We start from the raw sequence: 17,568 nt of genomic DNA on the forward strand, positions 1-17,568 counted from the left end.
AAAGTCAACGGCACGGGAGCGGCGGCGGGGCGCGAAAATCCGGCCAAAGTCACGCTCACTCGTCGCGGCGCACTGCGATGCGCAGCTTGGCCGAGCGGGCCCGGCTGTTGAGGGCTACTTCTTCGGCGGTGGCTTCCACGGGTTTGCGCGTGAGCACCTCGAAGGGGGTGTTGGTGTGACCGAACAGGTTTTTCTCGGCTTCCCCGAAAAATTTTCCCTTGGCCATGAAGTTCTTCACCAGCCGGTCTTCGAGCGAGTGGTAGGACATGACAACCAGGCGGCCGCCGGGGCGCAGCACCTGGGCCGTTTGCAGCAGCATTTCCTGCAGGGCCGCCATTTCGTCGTTCACCTCGATGCGCAGGGCCTGAAAAACCTGGGCCAGGTACTTGTTTTCCTTGCCCCGGGGCGTGCAAGGTGCAATAGCCTTTTTCAGGGCCCCAATGGTCTGGATGGCCTGCCCGCGCCGGGCGGTAGTCAGGGTGTGGGCCAGGGTGCGGGCGTTGGTCACTTCGCCGTACATGCCGAAAATGCGGTGCAGCTCGGCCTCGGAGTACTCATTGACGATGTCGCCGGCCGTGCGCTCCCCTTCCGGGTCCATGCGCATGTCCAGGGGCCCATCGAAACGGGTGCTGAAGCCCCGCTCGGGAGTGTCAAACTGGTGCGACGACACGCCCAGATCGGCCAGCAGGCCATCGACGGGCAGCACGCCGCGCTGGTCAAGCTCCTGGTGCAGGTCGCGGAAGTTGGCTCGCACGAAGGTGAACTGGGGCCGGGCCAGCCGGGCCGCTTCCCGCTCGGCGTCGGCATCCTGGTCGAAGCTGTAGAGGTGGCCGGTGGTGAGGCGCTCCAGCATGCGGGCCGAGTGGCCGCCGCCGCCGAAGGTAACGTCCACGTAGCGGCCGTCGGGGCGCAGGTCGAGGGCGTCGAGGCACTCGGCCAGCATCACGGGGCGGTGGTAGGCGGTATCGTTCTGGTAGTCGGGGCTCATGCGGCAAGGGGGCCGCTGATGGGCGGTGTGTCGGTGGATAAAAATTTCTGGGCCAGCTTCGAGAAGCTCTGCTGGTCTTTGATCAGGAACTCGTCGTACTTCTCCGGGTCCCAGATTTCGCAGCGGTTGCCCAGCCCCACGATGATGGCCTCCTTCTCGATGCCGGAGTAGCGCAGCATGGTGCGGGGCAGCATAAAGCGCCCGATGTTGTCGAGCTCCACCTCGGTCATGCCGCGGAAGAAGTTGCGCTGAAACTGCCGGTACTCCTCGTTGAACTCGTCCAGGGCCATCACCTTGTCGTGAATCACGCGCCACGACTGGCGCGGATACAGCACCAGGCAGGGCTCGAAGCCCCGCACCAGCACCAGCTGGTTGCCGGAGGCTTCGGGCAGATTGGCCTTCACCTTGGCGGGCAGCACCAAGCGCCCTTTCGGGTCCAGCTTGCACTCATATTCGCCAGAGAGGAGGTTCATAAATGCCGAGGGTGCCGACGAGGCGTGGGAATGGGATGATAGCAAAAGTACGCAATGCCCGGGAAAAGGCAACCACGATTTACCATTTTCTACCACTACGCAAAACGGCGTTTTTAGGCTGTAGAAAGTGGTTTTTGCAAGCCACGACCCAGACTGGTGGGGAAAAGTGGTAAACGCAAACCGGCCTTTTGCCAAAATGGCAGAGCCAGTCGCCGGGCCCTGGGGCCGGGCGCGGCGGCTTGGTCCGGAAGTGCCCCCGGCAGGATCCTGCACTCCCGGCAGCCGGATTCTGCACCAGTATCTGGGCGGTGCTGCGTATCTTTGCCTTTGTGAAACGCCTTATGCGCCACCGTCTCTTCAGCGCCTGCATGGCCCTGCTCGTGCTCATCACCTCGGTGGGCCTGACGGTACAGTCGCACACCTGCCGCAGCAGCGGGCGCAGCACGGCGGCCATCGTCTTCAGTGCCCCCGCGCACAAGTGCCCGCCGGCTTCCGGGGCCGGGCCACTGGCTGCTTCGCACCAGCTAGCCGGTAAGGCCCAGCTCAAGAAAGGCTGCTGCGAGTTTGGCACCCACTTCCACAAGCTGGAAGCCGCTTCGCACGCCCTCGAGCAAGCCAAGCACCTCGTGGCCAGCCTCGACCTCGCCTGGCTGGCCACCGATACCTGGCCGCTCTTTACGCCGGCCCAGCGCGTGGCGCAGGCTACCGGCTGGCACGCCAGCGACTCCTCCCCACCCCTGCGGGCGGGCCGGCAGCTGCTGGCGTTTGTCTGCACCTGGCAGGTCTAGAACTTCTTCCGGCGCCACAATTTATGGCGCGGGGCCTTGCCCCATTTTCTGGAAGAGTTCTAATTTACTAACCTTATGCAATCTTTTGTAGGACGACCCTGGGTCGCCGTGCTTGGCCTGGTGCTGAGCAGCCCGGCCGCGCTGGCCCAATCTGCTGCCATTGCGCCCGTGCAGGGCCAGGTGCTGGACGCCGCCGGCAGCGCCCCCTTGCCCGGCGCTGTCGTACGCTGGCAGGAAGCCGCCAGCGCCGGCACCACTACCGATGCCAACGGGAAATTCACCCTCGTCCGGCCGGCCCGGGGCGAGGCTAGCCACCTTATTATCAACTTCCTCGGCTACAAAGCCGATACGCTGACCGTGGCCGCTACTGATCAGGCGTTCGTGCGCGTCTCGCTGCGCCGCACCGTGGAGCTGGGCGAAGTAAAAGTTGAGGAACGGGCGCCGGCCTATTCTTCCCTGACGCCCACTAACACCCAGATTATCACCAGCCGCGACCTGACCAAATCGGCCTGCTGCAACCTGGCGGAAAGCTTCGAAACCAACGCGGCGGTGGAGGTATCGACCACCGATGCCGTGTCGGGAGCCAAGCAGATTCAGCTGCTGGGCCTCGACGGCGCCTACTCCCTACTGACCGTGGACAACCTGCCGGCCCTGCGCGGCCTGGCTACGCCTTACCGCCTGAGCTACCTGTCGGGCACCTGGATTGAGGGCATCGACATCATCAAGGGCATGGGCTCGGTGGTAAACGGCTACGAAAGCATTTCGGGGCAGGTGAACGTGCGACTGAAAGAGCCCGAGAAAGCCGAGCGGCTGCTGTTCAACGCCTACGGCAACGACCTGGGCAAATTCGACCTGAACCTGAACCTGGCCACGCCCCTGAGCACCAAGCTCAGCACGGCCCTGCTGCTGCACTCCGACCACCTCGGCCGCCGCGTCGACCGGAACAAGGACGGCTTTCTGGATTTGCCCCTGGCCACGCAGTACAACCTGTTCAATAAGTGGAAGTACAAGTCGGGCACCGGCATCGTGAGCGAAGTGGGCCTGGGGGCGCTGCGCGAAACCCGGGAAGGCGGGCAGGTCGAGTTCCGCCGCGACGCGCCCGGCCCCTACTACGGCACCACCCTCACCACCGACCGGTACACGGGCTTCGCCAAGACCTCCTACACCTGGCCCGGCCGGCCCTACCAGAGCCTGGGGCTGCTGCTCAGCGGCACCAGCCACGCTTTCGACTCGCGCTACGGCATCCGGACTTACGACGGCACCCAGCGCACCGGCCTGGCCACGTTGCTGTTTCAGAGCGTGCTGGGCACCACGGCCCACACCTACCGGCTGGGCCTGAGCTACCTGCACGACAACTACCAGGAGGTGTATAAGGACGGCTATACCTATGCCTCCGAGCCCGAGGCCGTGCGCTACCAGCGGGAGCACCGCAACCGCTACGAGCGGGTGCCGGGCGGCTTTGCCGAGTATACCTACCAGAACGCCCGCAACCTGACCCTGGTAGGCGGCCTGCGTCTGGACCACCACAACCTGTACGGCTGGGTGCTTACGCCGCGCCTGAACGTGAAGTACGACGTGCTGACCAATACGGTGCTGCGCCTGGCGGCCGGCACGGGCTTCCGCACGGCCAACCCCATTGCCGAAAACGCGGGCATGCTGGTCAGCTCCCGCGAGTTTGCCATCAGCAACAACCTGCGGCCCGAGCGGGCCTGGAACGTGGGCGGCAGCTTCACCCAGTATTTCACCCTGGCCGGCCGCCCCGCCACGTTCGTAGCCGACTACTACCACACCGAGTTTCAAAACCAGGTGGTAGCCGATGCCTATACCCTGCCCACGCTGCTGCAAATTGGCAATCTGGAGCCGGGGGGCCGCTCTTTCTCCCGCAGCTTCCAGGCCGAAGTGCAGGTAGAGCTCCTCAAGGGCCTGCAGGCCAAGGCAGCGTATAAGTACCTGGACGTGCAGACGACCTACGGCGGCGAGCTGCTGCCCAAAGCCCTGACGCCTCAGCACCGCCTGTTTGCCAACCTGGGCTACGCCACGGCCTTCGACAAGTGGCGCGGCGACCTAACCACCCAGTGGTTTGGCCAACGCCCCCTGGCCCACAACCCGGCCATGAGCGGGCACACCCACGGCACCGACCCCACCCCGCTCACCCTGAACTACGCGCCCCGCTACGCCCTGCTCAACGCCCAGGTGACGCGCGCCTTTAAGCGCCTGGAAGTGTACGTCGGGGTCGAGAACCTGACTAACTACCGCCAGCCCGACGCCATTGCCGGGGCGGCGGCGCCTTTCGGCCCGACCTTCGATGCCGCCATGATCTGGGGGCCTACCTACGGGCGGCTGACCTACGCCGGCCTGCGCTTTACGATTGAGTAAGCGGGCACTTCTTCCGGCAAGCTCTTTGTTATCGGAGCACCCAGTCCCGTTGCATTCCTCCTTTTTGCCTCCTCCCCTTCTTTTAAGCAACTCTATGAATACTCTGAAATCAGTTCTGCTGTCGGCCTTCGTCCTGCTGTTCAGCCAGTTTGGCTACGCCCAGAAAGCCCCGGCCGCCAAGGCCAAAGGCCCCGCTACCGAGCAGCTACAGGTGAAAACCTCGGCCGTGTGCGACATGTGCAAGGCCCGGCTGGAAAAGGCTATGGCCTACGAAAAAGGCGTGCAGGAAGCCCACCTGGACGTGGCCAGCCAGGTCCTGACCGTGGCCTACCGGCCCGACAAGACGACCCCGGACGCTTTGCGCACGGCCGTGCAGCGCACCGGCTACGACGCCGATACCCAGGTAGCCGAGCCCCGCGCCTACGACCGGCTGCCCGACTGCTGCAAAAAGACCAACAGCGTGCACCCCGGCACCGGCCACTAAGCCCGCCCGCATAAAACCCGAAGAAGCCGGCGCGTTGCGCAGGCTTCTTCGGGTTTAGGCCAGGCCGATATAGCCGCTACGCCTGAGCCCCCGATGCCGTTTTGACGTCAAACTCCAGCACGGCGCTAAAGGCCAGAGAACGGGTAAGGCGGCGGCGGTTGGTTCCCGATATTTCCAGGGTGAAGTACTCCGCCCGCAGGTATTCCAGCAGGTTGGGCTCCCCCTGCGGCTCCATCAGAATCCGCGTCGGATGCACGTTGCGGCTGGTAAAGGAGGCAATGCACACCTTGCGGCCGTTGGCAGTCAGAAAGCAGTTGCCGCTTTCCAGGGCGGCCAGCGTGGGCGTGCCCCGCCCGATGGCGTGGTTGCTTTCCGGGTGCCACTCCAGGCGCACCGAACGCAGAATAACGGCCGTTACCCCCGGCCCCGTGATGCTGGCCAGGCAGGGCAGCGTGTTGGGCAGCGTCGCTTCGCAGAGGTAAATCAGATCCATGCTCGGATCAATGCGCAGGTTGATGGCCCGGGTGTTCAGCCCGAAGGCTGAGCGAAGCGACCGGCGCAAGTCCTGGTGATTGGCGATGGTTAGCTCAACCCCCAGCACTACGGGCGGCAAAGCCGACCTGGAAGTACTGGCAATACGTTTCATAAGAGGTAGGTGTGTTGGCAGAAGCAAGCATGCACGAGAAGAAAACGGCCGGAGCTGCGTGGGCAGAAGTCAGGATTTATTTCAGTAAAATTTATGTAATTCTATTAATTCCAAGATCTTAAAGTATAGCAACCGGCTCCGAAAGTAGATAGAAACTCGGTATTGATGGGTCGAATATTGATTTCTTCTTATAATTAATAGCACAAATCAATTTAAACTTTCTATATTCACCCACTCCCTATTCGAAACTCGCGCTTTATGAAGATTAGCTGTTTGCTGCTCGACGACGACCCGCTGGTGCTGGACTTGCTGCAAGCCTACGTGGCCATGACCGACGTATTGGACGTGAAGGCGGCCTTTACCGACCCGCTGGACGCGCACCGCTACCTGATGCAGCACGACGTGCAGGTGCTCTTCTCCGATGTGACCATGCCCCACCTCAGCGGCCTCGACCTGGTCCGCTCCCTGCAGCACCCGCCTCTGGTGGTGCTGATGACGTCCTACCCGCAGTACGCCATGGAAGGCTTTAATCTGGACGTTATTGACTTTCTGCTGAAGCCTATTTCGCTCGACCGGTTTTTGAAAGCCGTCAACAAAATAGCTGGCATCCTGCGCACGAATCTGGTTGAGTCGGATGGCAATCAGGATATTCTATCCGGCTGGGGCTCGTTTTTTATTCGCACCGACGCGCAGTTCGTGCGCCTGCATTACCGGGAAGTACTCTACATCGAGGCCCTGAAGGATTTCACCAAAATCAACACGGCCGACGGCCGCACCCACCTGACGCTGGTCAACCTCAAGAACATTGAAGAGCAGCTGCCCCCGGGCCTGTTTGTGCGTACGCACCGCTCCTACCTGGTCAATACGGCCCGCATTGAGGCCGTCAGCAATCTGGAAGTGAAGGTTGGGGGCCATTCCCTGCCGCTGGGCCAAACCTACCGGGAGCGGGTTACGGAGCGAATTGTGAACCGGTCCCTGATTCGGCGGCAGCAACCGCAGTAAGGGCCGGCCCGGATTCCGCTTCGCCAGCGGCCGGCCCGAGGCTTAGCGCGGGCAAAGTAAAGGTGAACGTGGTGCCCTGCCCAACGATGCTCGCCAGGGACAGTTGGCCCCCGTTGCGTTCGACGAAGTCCTGGCAGAGCTGCAGCCCCAGGCCCGTCCCTTTTTCGCGGGCCGTACCCAGCGTTGAGAAAGGCCCCGCTTTACCGAACACTTTATCTTGGTCGGCAGCGGCAATACCAATGCCGGTATCGTGCACGCTCACGGCCCACATAGTGCCCTGCGCGGCGGCGGTAAGCGTGACGGTGCCGCCTTCGGGCGTAAACTTAATGGCGTTGCCGAGCAGATTGCGCAGCACCAGCCGCACCATATTTACGTCGGCCCGCACCAGCGTGGGCACCGGCAGCTGATTGAGCAACAGAATGGTTTTGCGCTCGGCATCGCCCAGCAGCAGGGCCACCGCTTCTTCGGCCAGGACGTCGAGGCGCACCCGCTCGGGGCGGATTTTATCTTTCTTCATCTGGGCCGCCGACCAGTTCAGCAGGTTGTCGAGCAGCAGCAGCGTATTGTTCAGGCCCCGGGTGAGGCGGGCCGAGTGCAGGGCCAGCCGCTCAGGAGGCAACGCGCCCATGTTCAGCAGGCTCAAGAGGGAATACAGGGAGCTGAGCGGACTGCGCAAATCGTGGGAAATGACGGAAAATAGGGTGTCCTTGGTTTGATTGAGCCGCCCCAGCTCTTCCTTTTGCCGGTTGATGGCCGCATTCTTGCGCTCCAGCAGCCGGTTGACCCGCACCTGCTGCTGCCGCCCGCGGTAGAGGCCGGCCACCATGAGCAGCAGCAGCACGGCCCCGGCGGCCAGGGCGTTGCGCACGACTTTCTGCCGCCGCAGGTTGGCCTCCTGAATCTGCCGGTCCTTGATCAGCAGCTGAATTTCCCGCTCTTTTTTTTCCGTTTCGTAGCGCGTGCGCAGCTCCGCTACCTGTGCGGAGCGCTCCTCGGCAAACGCACTGTCTTTCAGCCCGGCAAACCGCGTCATGGCAGCCAGGGCCTGCCGGTAATTGCCGGTGCGCCGATATACCGCAGCCAACGCCTGATAAATGGCACTCAGCTGGGCCTTCGAGCCACCCAGCCGCGCAATGGGCAAGCTGCTGAGCAACGCCTGCTGGGCCGCCGACCAGTGGCCCAGCGAATCGTGGGCGGCGGCAATGCCCTGCCAGAGAGTGGCCCGCACGCCGGCCGGGGCGGCGTGGGGCAACAGCTGCTCGGCCCGCAGAAAGCTGGTCAGGGCCTGCTCATCGTTGCTCAGATCCTGATACACCTGCCCCACGCTGTTTAGGCTCTCACTCAGGGCCAGGCTGTCAGTGGGCCGCGCTACCTGCATAGCGCGGCGCAAATGGAACAGGGCGCGGCTGTATTGCCGCTGCTGATAATACAGATTGCCCAAGGCATTGAGCGTCGCGGCGACCTTGGCTGAGTCGCGGTTCTGCTGCCAGGTGCGCAGCGCCTGCTGCTGGCTGGCCAAGGCCTGCTGCCATTTCTGCTGGCGCCCGTAGAGCAGCCCCAACTGCCCCAGCACGTAGGCCGCAGCCGTCGGCTGCCGCAACGTGGTGAAGGCTTGCAGGGCCGCCTGGTACGCCCGCCGCGCCTGGCCGGTGTCGCCCTGAATAAACAGCGTGTGCCCCACATGTGCTAGGTCAACGGTGGCGTGGTGGGACAGGCGTAGGTGCTGGTGCAGGCGCCGGGCGGCCCGGTAGTGCCGTAAGGCCTGGTCGTAGTGGCGCAGCTCGTTCTGCGCCGAAGCAATGATGCGGTGGCTGGCTGCTTGCTTGCCCGCACTTTGGGCGGCAACGGCCTGCTCCAGCAGCCGCTCGCCGTAGCGCAGCCGTGCTTCGGGATTCAGTGGCACGGGCCGGGTAGCAAGTCCCAGCCCCGCCTCAGTGGCCTGGGAGTAAGGACTCGTAATAGTTGGCGCAGCGGCATGCGTACGGCTGGCGCTGCCAAGCACCAGGACCCAGATCCAGCAAATGTGCAAGCAGTACAAACAGGTGCGCGTCATGTGGCCAGCCAGCAACTCAGCAAGGAAGTAGCGAAGCCTGAATATAGCCACATTCCGGCGTTAACCGTCCTGTTGAAACACCTGAACATCAGCAAAGGGAATCCTGCACCGGGCAGCGTCTAGCTTACTTGGTGCGCCACAGCCGCCACCACGGCAAATACGGCTGGTCGTGGTGCTCGTAGTGGTAGCCAAAAAAGTAGCAGCTCACGAAGGCCCAGGCATGATGCCGCAGCTGGGTGCGCGACCGGTGCTGGTTTTCGGGCGCATGCTCGCCCCGGTGCGGCAGGTAGGTGCCAAAGAAAAAGAGCTGCCCCGTAGCCAGCACCGCCGGGACCATCCAGAAGGCAATGACGTTGGCCATCGGAAAAGCCAGCTTGAGCAGATTATACGTCAGAGCCATCAGTCCGATTTGCCACCATGTGACGTAGTTCAGGGCAAAGCGCAACAGCCACGGCGCAAACCCCGGGTGCTTACCATCGTGGTAATCCGGGTCGGCGGCGGTGCCGACGTGGCGGTGGTGCTCGTGGTGCTTGGGCAGTAGCCGGGGATACCAGTTGTAGGCAAATAGAAACGCCGCCACCGTGCCCAGCGCCGCGTTCAGCCGCCGGTTGGCACTTACCACCCCGTGCATGGCGTCGTGGGCCGTAATGAAGAGGCCGGTGTAGAGGTGCATCTGCACCAAAGCCAGCAGATAGGGTGCGGGCGTGTGCCAGTCGGGCTGGTAAAACGCCAGTAGAAAGGTCAGCAAAGCCGTCCAGGCCCCGATAATAGCTAGCCCCATGCCTACTCCGGCCCAGCCCAGCGGCTCGGGCTTAACCCGGCGGGAAACGGGCACGGCGGATGTAGACTGCGTGGGGGCTGCGGGCATAAACTCAATTCTGTAACCACCGATACGAACCGGCGAATACTGCGAAGGTCGCGGTTTTACATGGCTAATAGAGCGTCGCGCACGTCTTCCATCAGCCACATGGGCGTGCTGGTAGCCCCGCAGATGCCGACCGACTGGCCGGGCCGGAAAGCCTCGGCGCAAAGCTCATCGACCTTGGAAATAAAGTGCGTATTCGGATTGGTATCCTTACAGACCTGGTACAATACCTTGCCGTTGCTGCTTTTGGTGCCCGAGACAAAGACAATCTGGTCGTATTGGGCGGCAAACTTGCGCAGGTCTTTGTCGCGGTTGCTGACCTGCCGGCAAATCGTGTCGTTCGGATTGACAGCGTAGCCCCGGTGTTCCAGCTCGCCTTTGATGCGGTAGAAGCTGTCGGTGCTTTTGGTGGTCTGGCTGTAGAGCGTGATGTTGGCAGGCAGCTCGTGGCTGAGCAGCTCATCCAGGTTCTCAAACACGACAGCGTTGCCGCTGGTCTGCCCCAGCAGGCCCCGCACTTCGGCGTGGCCGTGCTTGCCGTAGATGAAGATTTTTTCCTGCTTGTCGTAGCTGGTCTTGATGCGGTTCTGGAGCTTGAGCACCACCGGACAGGAAGCGTCAATCAGCGTCAAATCGTTTTCCAGGGCCGTCTGGTAGGTGCTCGGGGGCTCGCCGTGCGCCCGGATCAGCACTTTTTCGTCGCGCAGATTGGCAAACGTATCGTAGTCGATGATGCGCAGGCCGCGCTGCTCCAGGCGCTCCACCTCCTCGTCGTTGTGCACAATATCGCCCAGGCAGTACAGGTAGCCCTGTTCATCGAGGATATCCTCCGCCATCTGAATGGCATAGATTACGCCGAAGCAGAAGCCGGAATTAGGATCAATACGGACGCTCAGGTGGTGCGGCATAGCTCGGTAACCAAGGAAGCGGGCGGAAAGTTACGGTTGGGCTCCACGGATGTAAAAGGTACGAAATACGGAACAAATGTGGTTCTCACGGCGGCAGTTGTTTTCGCGTTGGCAAGGGAGTAAGCCTCCCTCCTCCTGCGCTGGACAATGCCGGCAGCCGCGTTTCAGCCACCTAATCGGTAAGTAATTGTTTGCTTACACCTATACTCCGGACTGCTTATTTTGTTTTATTCTTTACCCCAATAAGTTAAACAAACTACATACCCTGCCCCATACAGAAAAGCCGTACCAGGACTTGGCACGGCTTTTTCAACTATCTGAATAACACAGCTTAGCTGCTGATACGGCTTAGCTGCTGCGCCTGCTCGTCGCTGACGTGGCCCCGGTTCACGAGGAAACTGCGCACGGTCTGGAACGCCTCGGCATCGAGGCCCGACTGGGGGTGCTTGAGCAGGGTCTGCACCAGTAGCTGCCGGTCCTCGTCCACGTGCTGGCTCAGGCCCAGGAATGAAGGCAAGTTGGTTTCGACGCTGAAGCGCAGGAAGCGCACTTCGGCATTGGTTGGGGCCAGGGCCACGGCCTGGTCGAAGGTGCGGCTGGCGGCCTGCACGTAGCTCAGCTTGTTGAACATCGAGGCGTCGCGGGCCCGAATGGCTTCGGCCGCGCCTTTGTAGCCCAGAATCACGGCGTCCTTATCGTTGTAGTCGGCCATGAGCTTGTAGAACTTTTCGCCGGCCGCCTTGTCGGCAGCGGCTTGCTCGTAGTGGCGGCGCAGGGTGGGCAGGTGATAGGGCGAGGTAGCGGACACGGCGGAAAAAAGCGTAAAAAGGGGGAAAAGAAACAGCAGAAAACGGTTCACACGCAGGTACGTTCGTGGTCAGATGGCCCGGAGGCGGTAGCGAAAGTACGAACCCATCAGCAACAACAGCTTCGTGTTGTCGGGCACGCGCACCCGCTCACCCAATATTCGTGCCGCCGGCAGCTGCCGAATCTTGTGGAAAAGCTTCAGGTAATACACGTATGCCAGGTAGACGCCCAGCCGCGCCGCGCGGGGCAGCTGCACGATGCCCGCGTAGCCAGCTTCGAAATCCGCCCGAATGTCAGCCTCGATGTCGCGCTTCACCGCGTCGTCGAACCGCTCGTAGACGACGCCGGGAAAGTACACCCGGCCCCGCTCCTCGTAGTCGGAGCGGATGTCGCGCAGGAAATTCACTTTCTGAAAGGCGGAACCCAGGCGGCGGGCCGGCTCGCGCAGACGCTCAAACAGCGCTTCGTTGCCCTCGCAGAAGATGCGCAGGCACATCAGGCCCACTACTTCGGCCGAGCCGTAGATGTACTCCTCATACATCGACTGGTGGTAGCTACGGTCTTCCAGGTCCATTTCCATGCTCTTCAGGAAGGCCTCAATAAACTCCCGGTCGATGCCGTAGCGGCGCACCATGAGCTGGAAGGAATGCAGCACGGGGTTCAGGCTGAAGCCCGTGGCCAGGGCCTCGTCGGTCTGGCGCCGGAAGTCGGCAAACAGGGCGGCCTTGTCGTAGTCGTGGAAGGTATCCACAATTTCGTCGGCCCAGCGGACGAAGCCATACACGGCATACACCGGCAGGTGAAACCGCGGGTCGAGCGTGCGGATGCCCAGCGTGAACGAGGTACTGTAGCGCTTGGTGATAAGCTTGCTACAGGCCAGGCTGGTTTGGTCGAAAAGGGCAACGTGGTCCACGGGGGCAAAGTTGGGTGGCAGAGAAGAAAGGATGAATCCGGGCGCAGAGGGTTAGTACGAAGGTAAGCGGGGCGGCAGTTTGCCTGTCATTGTAACCAGCTAAACGGCAGAGGGTTTGCAGTCGACCCAGCCTTAGCGCCGGGGGCCGCCCTGCTCTTTTTCCACTTCCGTAGCTACTACCTGCCCCGAAATCAGCGACGGAGGCACACCCGGTCCCGGCACCGTCAGCTGACCGGTAAAATACAGATTACTAACCTTTTTGCTTTTCAGCGTCGGCTTCAGAATGGCCGTCTGCCGCAGCGTATTGGCCAGTCCGTAGGCATTGCCCTTGTAGCTGTGGTAGTCGGCTATGAAGTCGCGGTGGGCGTAGCTGCGCTTATACACCACCGCGTCGCGGATAGTCTCGCCCACGTGGCGCTCCAGCCGGTCCATAATCTGGTGATAGTACCGCTCCCGGGTTTCGTCGGGGTCGGCCAGGTCGGGGGCCACCGGAATCAGCAGAAACAGGTTTTCGCAGCCCGCCGGGGCCACCGTGGGGTCCGTCTGCGACGGGGCCGACACGTAGAACAGCGGCTTGCTGGGCCACTGCGGCTCCTCGTAGATTTCGTGGGCGTGCTGGCGGAAGTCCTCGTCGAAAAACAGGTTGTGGTGGCGCAGCTTGGGCAGGCGCTTGTTGATGCCCAGGTAAAACAGCAGGGAGGACGGCGCCATCGTGCGCTTGTTCCAGTAGGCTTCGTCGTAGTGGCGGTGCTCGGGTTGCAGCAGGTGCTGCTCAGCGTGGTGGTAGTCGGCGCCGGCCACCACCACGTCGGCGGCCCGGAAGCCGGCAGCCGTCCGAACGCCCGTAGCGCGGCCGTTTTCCACCGTTATTTCCTGCACTTCCTGGTTGTATTCCAGCACCACGCCCTGCTCTTGGGCCAGCTTCACCATGCCCTGCACAATCTGGTGCATGCCGCCTTTCGGGTACCAGGTGCCCAGCGCCAGGTCGGCGTAGTTCATCAGCGAATACAGGGCGGGCGTATTTTCGGAGGTGGCGCCCAGAAACAGAATCGGGAACTCCACCAGCTGCAGCAGCTTCGGGTTCTGGAAAAAGCGCCGCACGTGCTTGTGCATGCTTTGCAGCACGTCCATGCGCACCATATCCACCAGCAGCTTGGGGTCGGCAAACTCCAGCAGGGAGCGGCTGGGCGCGTACACCAGCCGGTTGATGCCCACCTGGTACTTGTAGGCTGCCTGCTTGAGAAACTCGTCGAGGCGGGCGGCGCTGCCGGGTTCGTAGTGTTCGAACAGCTGGCGCAGCTCGGCCATTTTCGCCGGAATGTCCACGGCGTCTTCGGCTCCGAAGATAACCTGGTACGACGGGTCGAGGCGCACCAGGTCGTAGTAGTCAGCCACCTTGCGGCCGAAGCGACCAAAGTATTTCTCGAACACGTCGGGCATCCAGTACCAGCTCGGCCCCATGTCGAAGGTGAAGCCCTCGGCCTGGAACACCCGGGCCCGGCCGCCGGGTCCTTCGTTCTTCTCCAGCACCGTAACGCGGTAGCCGCGCTGGGCCAGGCAGGTAGCCGCCGAGAGGCCAGCAAAGCCGGCGCCGATAACCAGGACGTGTTGGGGAGCAGTAGCGGTGGTAGTCAAGCTGAGCAGGGAAAAGGTGGTGGCAAGCTACAAACCCGCTCCCAACTTTGTTTCGGCCGCGCCGGCTCACTCCGAAGCCGGCACCGGTTAAGACCACGTACGCGGGCGGGGCAAAAGGCAGCCACAGCTTCCCAAGTATCTGGGTAGAAAGGCCCTGTGAATGTTGTAGCCTGCCGCAGCTGCCTGGCCAGGCCGCACGGCGCAAAAAGGGCCGAAAACAACTACGGGCCGCCAGCATCGGGCAGGTGCCCGGGTGCTGACGGCCCGCATTACGCCCGGGCGCAAGTTCTATTCTCCCTATTCCCTACACGCCGGGGGCGTAAACCTTCAGAGCGTCTTTCAGCTCTTTGCGGGCAATGTGAATCCGGTTCTTCACCGTTCCAATCGGAATCTGCAGCTTCTCGGCTATTTCAAGGTACTTGTAGCCAATGTAGTACATCATGAACGGCGTCCGGTAGTCGGCCGACAGGTTGGCAATGGCCTCGTTGATGTCCGTCACCACAAAGTCGGAGGTAGCGCCGTTGTGGGTAATGTAGTTTTCGTCGGTGTTGAAGTATTGGAAATACTCCGTGCTGTCAATATTGCTATTGCGCTTGGTAATCTTGTTGTAGTTGTTGATGAAGGTGTTGCGCATGATGGTGTACAACCACGCCTTCAGGTTGGTACCCGTCTTGAACTTGTCTTTGTTCAACATGGCTTTGAGCAACGTCTCCTGCACTAAGTCCTTGGCATCGTCAGCGTCGCGGGTCAAGTTCATGGCCACGGGCTTTAGGGAGTAGGAAATCTTTTGTACTTGATCGGTGAATTCCAAAGAGGTCATACTGTTTAGCTTTTCGTGGCAAAAGGTTAAACAAATATACGGGAAGATTTGAATGGCAACTAACTTAGATAAGAATTTTTCTCCACTAGCCCACATTTATATGTCGGTACATTAATCTGCGACCAAGGTACGACTCGCAGCTTTGGCGGTTGTCCTTTTGCCAATAAATTCGGCTTGCCTCCTACTTTGGGAGATGAACCCGACGTATCACCCGGTGAAAAAAAGCAGAAAAGCAGCGCGCCGCTCTCCGGGGCAGCGCGCTGCTTTTCGATCAAGGCCATAATTTTTTATTTGTCCTTCTGCTGGTGCAGCTCGTCTATCAGGGCCAGAAAGTCCGTCATCAGCCCGGGAATGATGGCCTTCTCGGGTAGCGTCAGCTTTTGGCAGTTCAGCAGCGGACCATACAGCACCAGCATGACGCCGGGGCAGCGCTGGGCCAGCTCATTAATATAAGCCTGCACCTGGCTGCGCTCGGGCACGGCCGTCAGCACCGTGCCCACGACGTGCGGCTCATAGGCCTGGCATACCCGTTCCAGCTCACTGATCGGCAGGTTTTGCCCCAGGTACAGCACGTGCTGCTCCCGGGCCCGCAGGGCGTAGTTCATAAACAGCAGGGCCAGCTCGTGCAGCTCGCCTTCGGGCAGAAACAGCACCCAGCGCCGCGCCTCCCGGGGCGGCACGGGCGGCAGCTGGTCGATACCCACCACGATTTTCTGCCGGATCAGGTTGGTCACCAGGTGTTCCTGGGCCGGGTTGATGCTGCCCGTCTGCCACAGCAGGCCCACCCGCTGCAGAAACGGATAGGCCACGTGCAGCACGGCCTGCTCGAAGCCCAGCTGGCGAATGGCGCCGTTGAGCAGCTTGCCCAGCTGCGGCTCATTCATCTCCAGGGTAGCCGCCAGCAGCGCCTGAATCTGGCGGGCGTAGTCGTGGGGGTCCTGGCAGCAGGAAATAACGGCCGAGGCCAGCTCCTGCTCACTGAGCTGCGCGACTTTGGAAATGCGGTGGCCCTGCCCGCACAGCGTAGCCACGTTCAGCAGCCGCCGCAGGTCATCGTCGCAGTAGGTGCGAATGTTGGTCTGGGTCCGAACGGGCTGCAGAATGCCGTAGCGCTGCTCCCACATCCGAATGGTGTGCGCCTTGATGCCGGAAATACTCTCCAGGTCGCTGATTGAAAAATGTCCCACGGTAGCAGTCCCTACGAATTCGATGAAGCGGATAAGTTACGGCCGGCCCGGCCGGGCGCGGGCTTGCGGCGGGCCAGCTCAAAATACTTGGGCGACACCCAGAGCATCCCGAACTCCTCGGAGCCGTCGCGCCCGGTGGTCTTGTGGTGCATCTTGTGCGCCATGTTTAGGGCCCGCAGATACTTATTGCCCGACTTGCGCCAGAAGCGCAGCCGGCCGTGAATCAGCACGTCGTGAACGAAGAAATACACGGTGCCGTACGCCGCAATGCCGATTCCGACCCAAAAGCGCCAGTCTTTTTCGGCCGAGCCGTACATGATGCCCGCCATCGACAAGGCACCATAAAACAGGAAGAAAAAGTCGTTGCGCTCGAAGTGGTGCGGATGGCGCACGTGGTGCGAGCGGTGCAGAAACCACAGCGCGCCGTGCAGCACGTATTTGTGCATAAACCAGGCAACAAACTCCATTCCCAGGAAAGTAGCCGAGGTAAGGGCAACGGCTGCCATTGTTGTCATGCGTGGTATGGTTGAGTAGGTGGGAAATCGGAGCAGGGAGCGTATACGAATGAGAAAGTGCGTTTAAGGCAAAAATGTTCTGACTTCACAGCCAGAACATTCCTGCTAATACAATCCCGTCGTGGTAGTTATGGCCGCCGCGCGGCCAATGAATCGGGGCGGCCTTAGTTGTCCCAGGTAATTTTCTCCTTATTGAGAAAAGCGGCGATGCCCCGGCGGCAGTCCAGGGAGCCGCGGGCCTCGGCATTCATCTGGGCGGCATAGCGCAGGCTGTCTTCCAGGGGCATTTCCGGGATGCGGGCCAGCATCTCCTTGGTCAGCTCCATGCTCTGCCCGGAGTTTTCGACGCACAGGCGGCGGGCAAAGGCGTAGACCTTCTCGGCCAGCTCTTCCTTGGGCACCAGGAAATTAACCAGGCCAAACTCGGCCGCCACCTGCGCCGAAATCACGTCGCCGGTGAGCAGCAGCTGCTTGGTGCGGGCCTCCCCTATCTTGCGCACCAGAAACACGCTGACGATGGCGGGCAGAAAGCCAATTTTCACCTCGGTATAGCCAAACTTGGCTTCGGGCACGGCAAAGGCAAAGTCGCAGATGGTGGCCAGGCCGCAGCCGCCGGCCAAAGCGTGACCCTGCACCTGCCCGATAACCACCTTTTTCAGGGTGTAAATCTGGTGAAACAGCTGCATCAGGTGAGTGGAGTCGGCCAGGTTATCAGTGTAGCCAAAGCCCTGCAGCTCCTGAATGTAGCCCAGGTCGGCGCCGGCGCAGAAGACCGCGCCTTCGGCCCGCAGCACGATTACTTTGCAGGACTCATCTTCTTCGGCAAACTCAAACGCTTCCTTCAGCTCCGACACCACGTCGTAGCTCAGGGCATTGCGCTTCTCGGGGCGGTTCAGGGTGATGTAGCCAATGGCGTCGCGCGCTTCGTAGCGAATGTAGCGCAGCGCTTCCAGCTCCTGGGTAGGCATATTATCCATGACAGTCGTTGCAAGGCGGTTAGAGGCGGAACCGGACGCGAGAAAACAAAGCAGCGTCCGGCGAAAACAGCGTGAGGTCGGCGGTAACCAAACGTAACAAAAATGGTGCTCTAAATAAACTATATAGCGAA

General features: G+C 61.4%; 17 protein-coding genes. 4 read left to right on the forward strand and 13 right to left on the reverse strand.

Annotated features, from left to right (window positions below; genetic code table 11):
- Positions 1 to 55: 55 nt before the first annotated feature.
- Positions 56 to 988 (reverse strand): 16S rRNA (cytosine(1402)-N(4))-methyltransferase RsmH, encoded by a 933-nt coding sequence (gene rsmH, locus E5K00_RS09080; RefSeq protein WP_135462903.1) that lies wholly within the window; start codon positions 986 to 988, stop codon positions 56 to 58.
- Positions 985 to 1,461, reverse strand: a complete 477-nt coding sequence (gene mraZ, locus E5K00_RS09085) for a division/cell wall cluster transcriptional repressor MraZ (RefSeq protein WP_135462904.1) — start codon at positions 1,459 to 1,461, stop codon at positions 985 to 987. The genes rsmH and mraZ overlap by 4 nt, the downstream gene beginning before the upstream one ends.
- A gap of 341 nt (positions 1,462 to 1,802) precedes the next feature.
- On the opposite strand from mraZ, the gene E5K00_RS09090 reads away from it, so the two are divergent.
- The 3 genes from E5K00_RS09090 (at position 1,803) to E5K00_RS09100 (ending at position 5,109) form a co-directional block, all read left to right on the forward strand.
- Positions 1,803 to 2,249, forward strand: coding sequence for an HYC_CC_PP family protein (locus E5K00_RS09090; RefSeq protein WP_135462905.1), 447 nt, complete (start codon positions 1,803 to 1,805; stop codon positions 2,247 to 2,249).
- A 75-nt stretch (positions 2,250 to 2,324) separates the two neighbouring features.
- On the forward strand, positions 2,325 to 4,625 hold the full coding sequence (locus E5K00_RS09095) for a TonB-dependent receptor (RefSeq protein WP_135462906.1): 2,301 nt from the start codon (positions 2,325 to 2,327) through the stop codon (positions 4,623 to 4,625).
- Positions 4,626 to 4,719: 94 nt separating this feature from the next.
- Complete coding sequence (locus tag E5K00_RS09100) at positions 4,720 to 5,109, forward strand: heavy-metal-associated domain-containing protein (RefSeq protein WP_135462907.1); 390 nt, start codon at positions 4,720 to 4,722, stop codon at positions 5,107 to 5,109.
- A 76-nt stretch (positions 5,110 to 5,185) separates the two neighbouring features.
- On the opposite strand, the gene E5K00_RS09105 is transcribed toward E5K00_RS09100, so the two are convergent.
- The gene (locus tag E5K00_RS09105; RefSeq protein ID WP_135462908.1) at positions 5,186 to 5,755 is read right to left on the reverse strand and encodes a hypothetical protein; all 570 of its coding nucleotides are present in this window, start codon (positions 5,753 to 5,755) and stop codon (positions 5,186 to 5,188) included.
- A gap of 258 nt (positions 5,756 to 6,013) precedes the next feature.
- Here E5K00_RS09105 and E5K00_RS09110 point away from each other — a divergent pair, with 258 nt between their 5' ends.
- Positions 6,014 to 6,757: a LytR/AlgR family response regulator transcription factor gene (locus E5K00_RS09110; RefSeq protein ID WP_135462909.1), complete on the forward strand. Its 744-nt coding sequence runs from the start codon at positions 6,014 to 6,016 to the stop codon at positions 6,755 to 6,757.
- On the opposite strand, the gene E5K00_RS09115 is transcribed toward E5K00_RS09110, so the two are convergent.
- The 10 genes from E5K00_RS09115 to E5K00_RS09160 all read right to left on the reverse strand — a co-directional run bounded on the left by E5K00_RS09115 (position 6,705) and on the right by E5K00_RS09160 (position 17,437).
- Complete coding sequence (locus E5K00_RS09115) at positions 6,705 to 8,660, reverse strand: ATP-binding protein (RefSeq protein ID WP_167856816.1); 1,956 nt, start codon at positions 8,658 to 8,660, stop codon at positions 6,705 to 6,707. The genes E5K00_RS09110 and E5K00_RS09115 overlap by 53 nt on opposite strands.
- 274 nt (positions 8,661 to 8,934) lie before the next feature.
- Positions 8,935 to 9,591 (reverse strand): fatty acid desaturase, encoded by a 657-nt coding sequence (locus E5K00_RS09120; protein ID WP_135463717.1) that lies wholly within the window; start codon positions 9,589 to 9,591, stop codon positions 8,935 to 8,937.
- A 143-nt stretch (positions 9,592 to 9,734) separates the two neighbouring features.
- Entirely contained in the window at positions 9,735 to 10,583 is an 849-nt protein-coding gene (locus tag E5K00_RS09125; protein ID WP_135462911.1) for a 4-hydroxy-3-methylbut-2-enyl diphosphate reductase, read from the reverse strand.
- 331 nt (positions 10,584 to 10,914) lie between these two features.
- The gene (locus E5K00_RS09130) at positions 10,915 to 11,391 is read right to left on the reverse strand and encodes a hypothetical protein (RefSeq protein WP_135462912.1); all 477 of its coding nucleotides are present in this window, start codon (positions 11,389 to 11,391) and stop codon (positions 10,915 to 10,917) included.
- A 69-nt stretch (positions 11,392 to 11,460) separates the two neighbouring features.
- The gene (locus E5K00_RS09135; RefSeq protein WP_135462913.1) at positions 11,461 to 12,303 is read right to left on the reverse strand and encodes a phytoene/squalene synthase family protein; all 843 of its coding nucleotides are present in this window, start codon (positions 12,301 to 12,303) and stop codon (positions 11,461 to 11,463) included.
- 132 nt (positions 12,304 to 12,435) lie between these two features.
- Complete coding sequence (locus E5K00_RS09140) at positions 12,436 to 13,938, reverse strand: phytoene desaturase family protein (RefSeq protein WP_245328246.1); 1,503 nt, start codon at positions 13,936 to 13,938, stop codon at positions 12,436 to 12,438.
- 304 nt (positions 13,939 to 14,242) lie between these two features.
- On the reverse strand, positions 14,243 to 14,758 hold the full coding sequence (locus tag E5K00_RS09145) for a sigma-70 family RNA polymerase sigma factor (RefSeq protein ID WP_135462914.1): 516 nt from the start codon (positions 14,756 to 14,758) through the stop codon (positions 14,243 to 14,245).
- 287 nt (positions 14,759 to 15,045) lie between these two features.
- Positions 15,046 to 15,945 carry a MerR family transcriptional regulator gene (locus tag E5K00_RS09150; protein WP_135462915.1) on the reverse strand — a complete coding sequence of 300 codons (900 nt, stop codon included), beginning with the start codon at positions 15,943 to 15,945 and terminating at the stop codon, positions 15,046 to 15,048.
- A gap of 11 nt (positions 15,946 to 15,956) precedes the next feature.
- The gene (locus E5K00_RS09155) at positions 15,957 to 16,451 is read right to left on the reverse strand and encodes a sterol desaturase family protein (RefSeq protein WP_245328247.1); all 495 of its coding nucleotides are present in this window, start codon (positions 16,449 to 16,451) and stop codon (positions 15,957 to 15,959) included.
- Positions 16,452 to 16,624: 173 nt separating this feature from the next.
- Entirely contained in the window at positions 16,625 to 17,437 is an 813-nt protein-coding gene (locus E5K00_RS09160) for an enoyl-CoA hydratase/isomerase family protein (protein WP_135462917.1), read from the reverse strand.
- Positions 17,438 to 17,568: the final 131 nt, after the last annotated feature.

Source organism: Hymenobacter aquaticus (assembly GCF_004765605.1).
Lineage (GTDB): Bacteria > Bacteroidota > Bacteroidia > Cytophagales > Hymenobacteraceae > Hymenobacter > Hymenobacter aquaticus.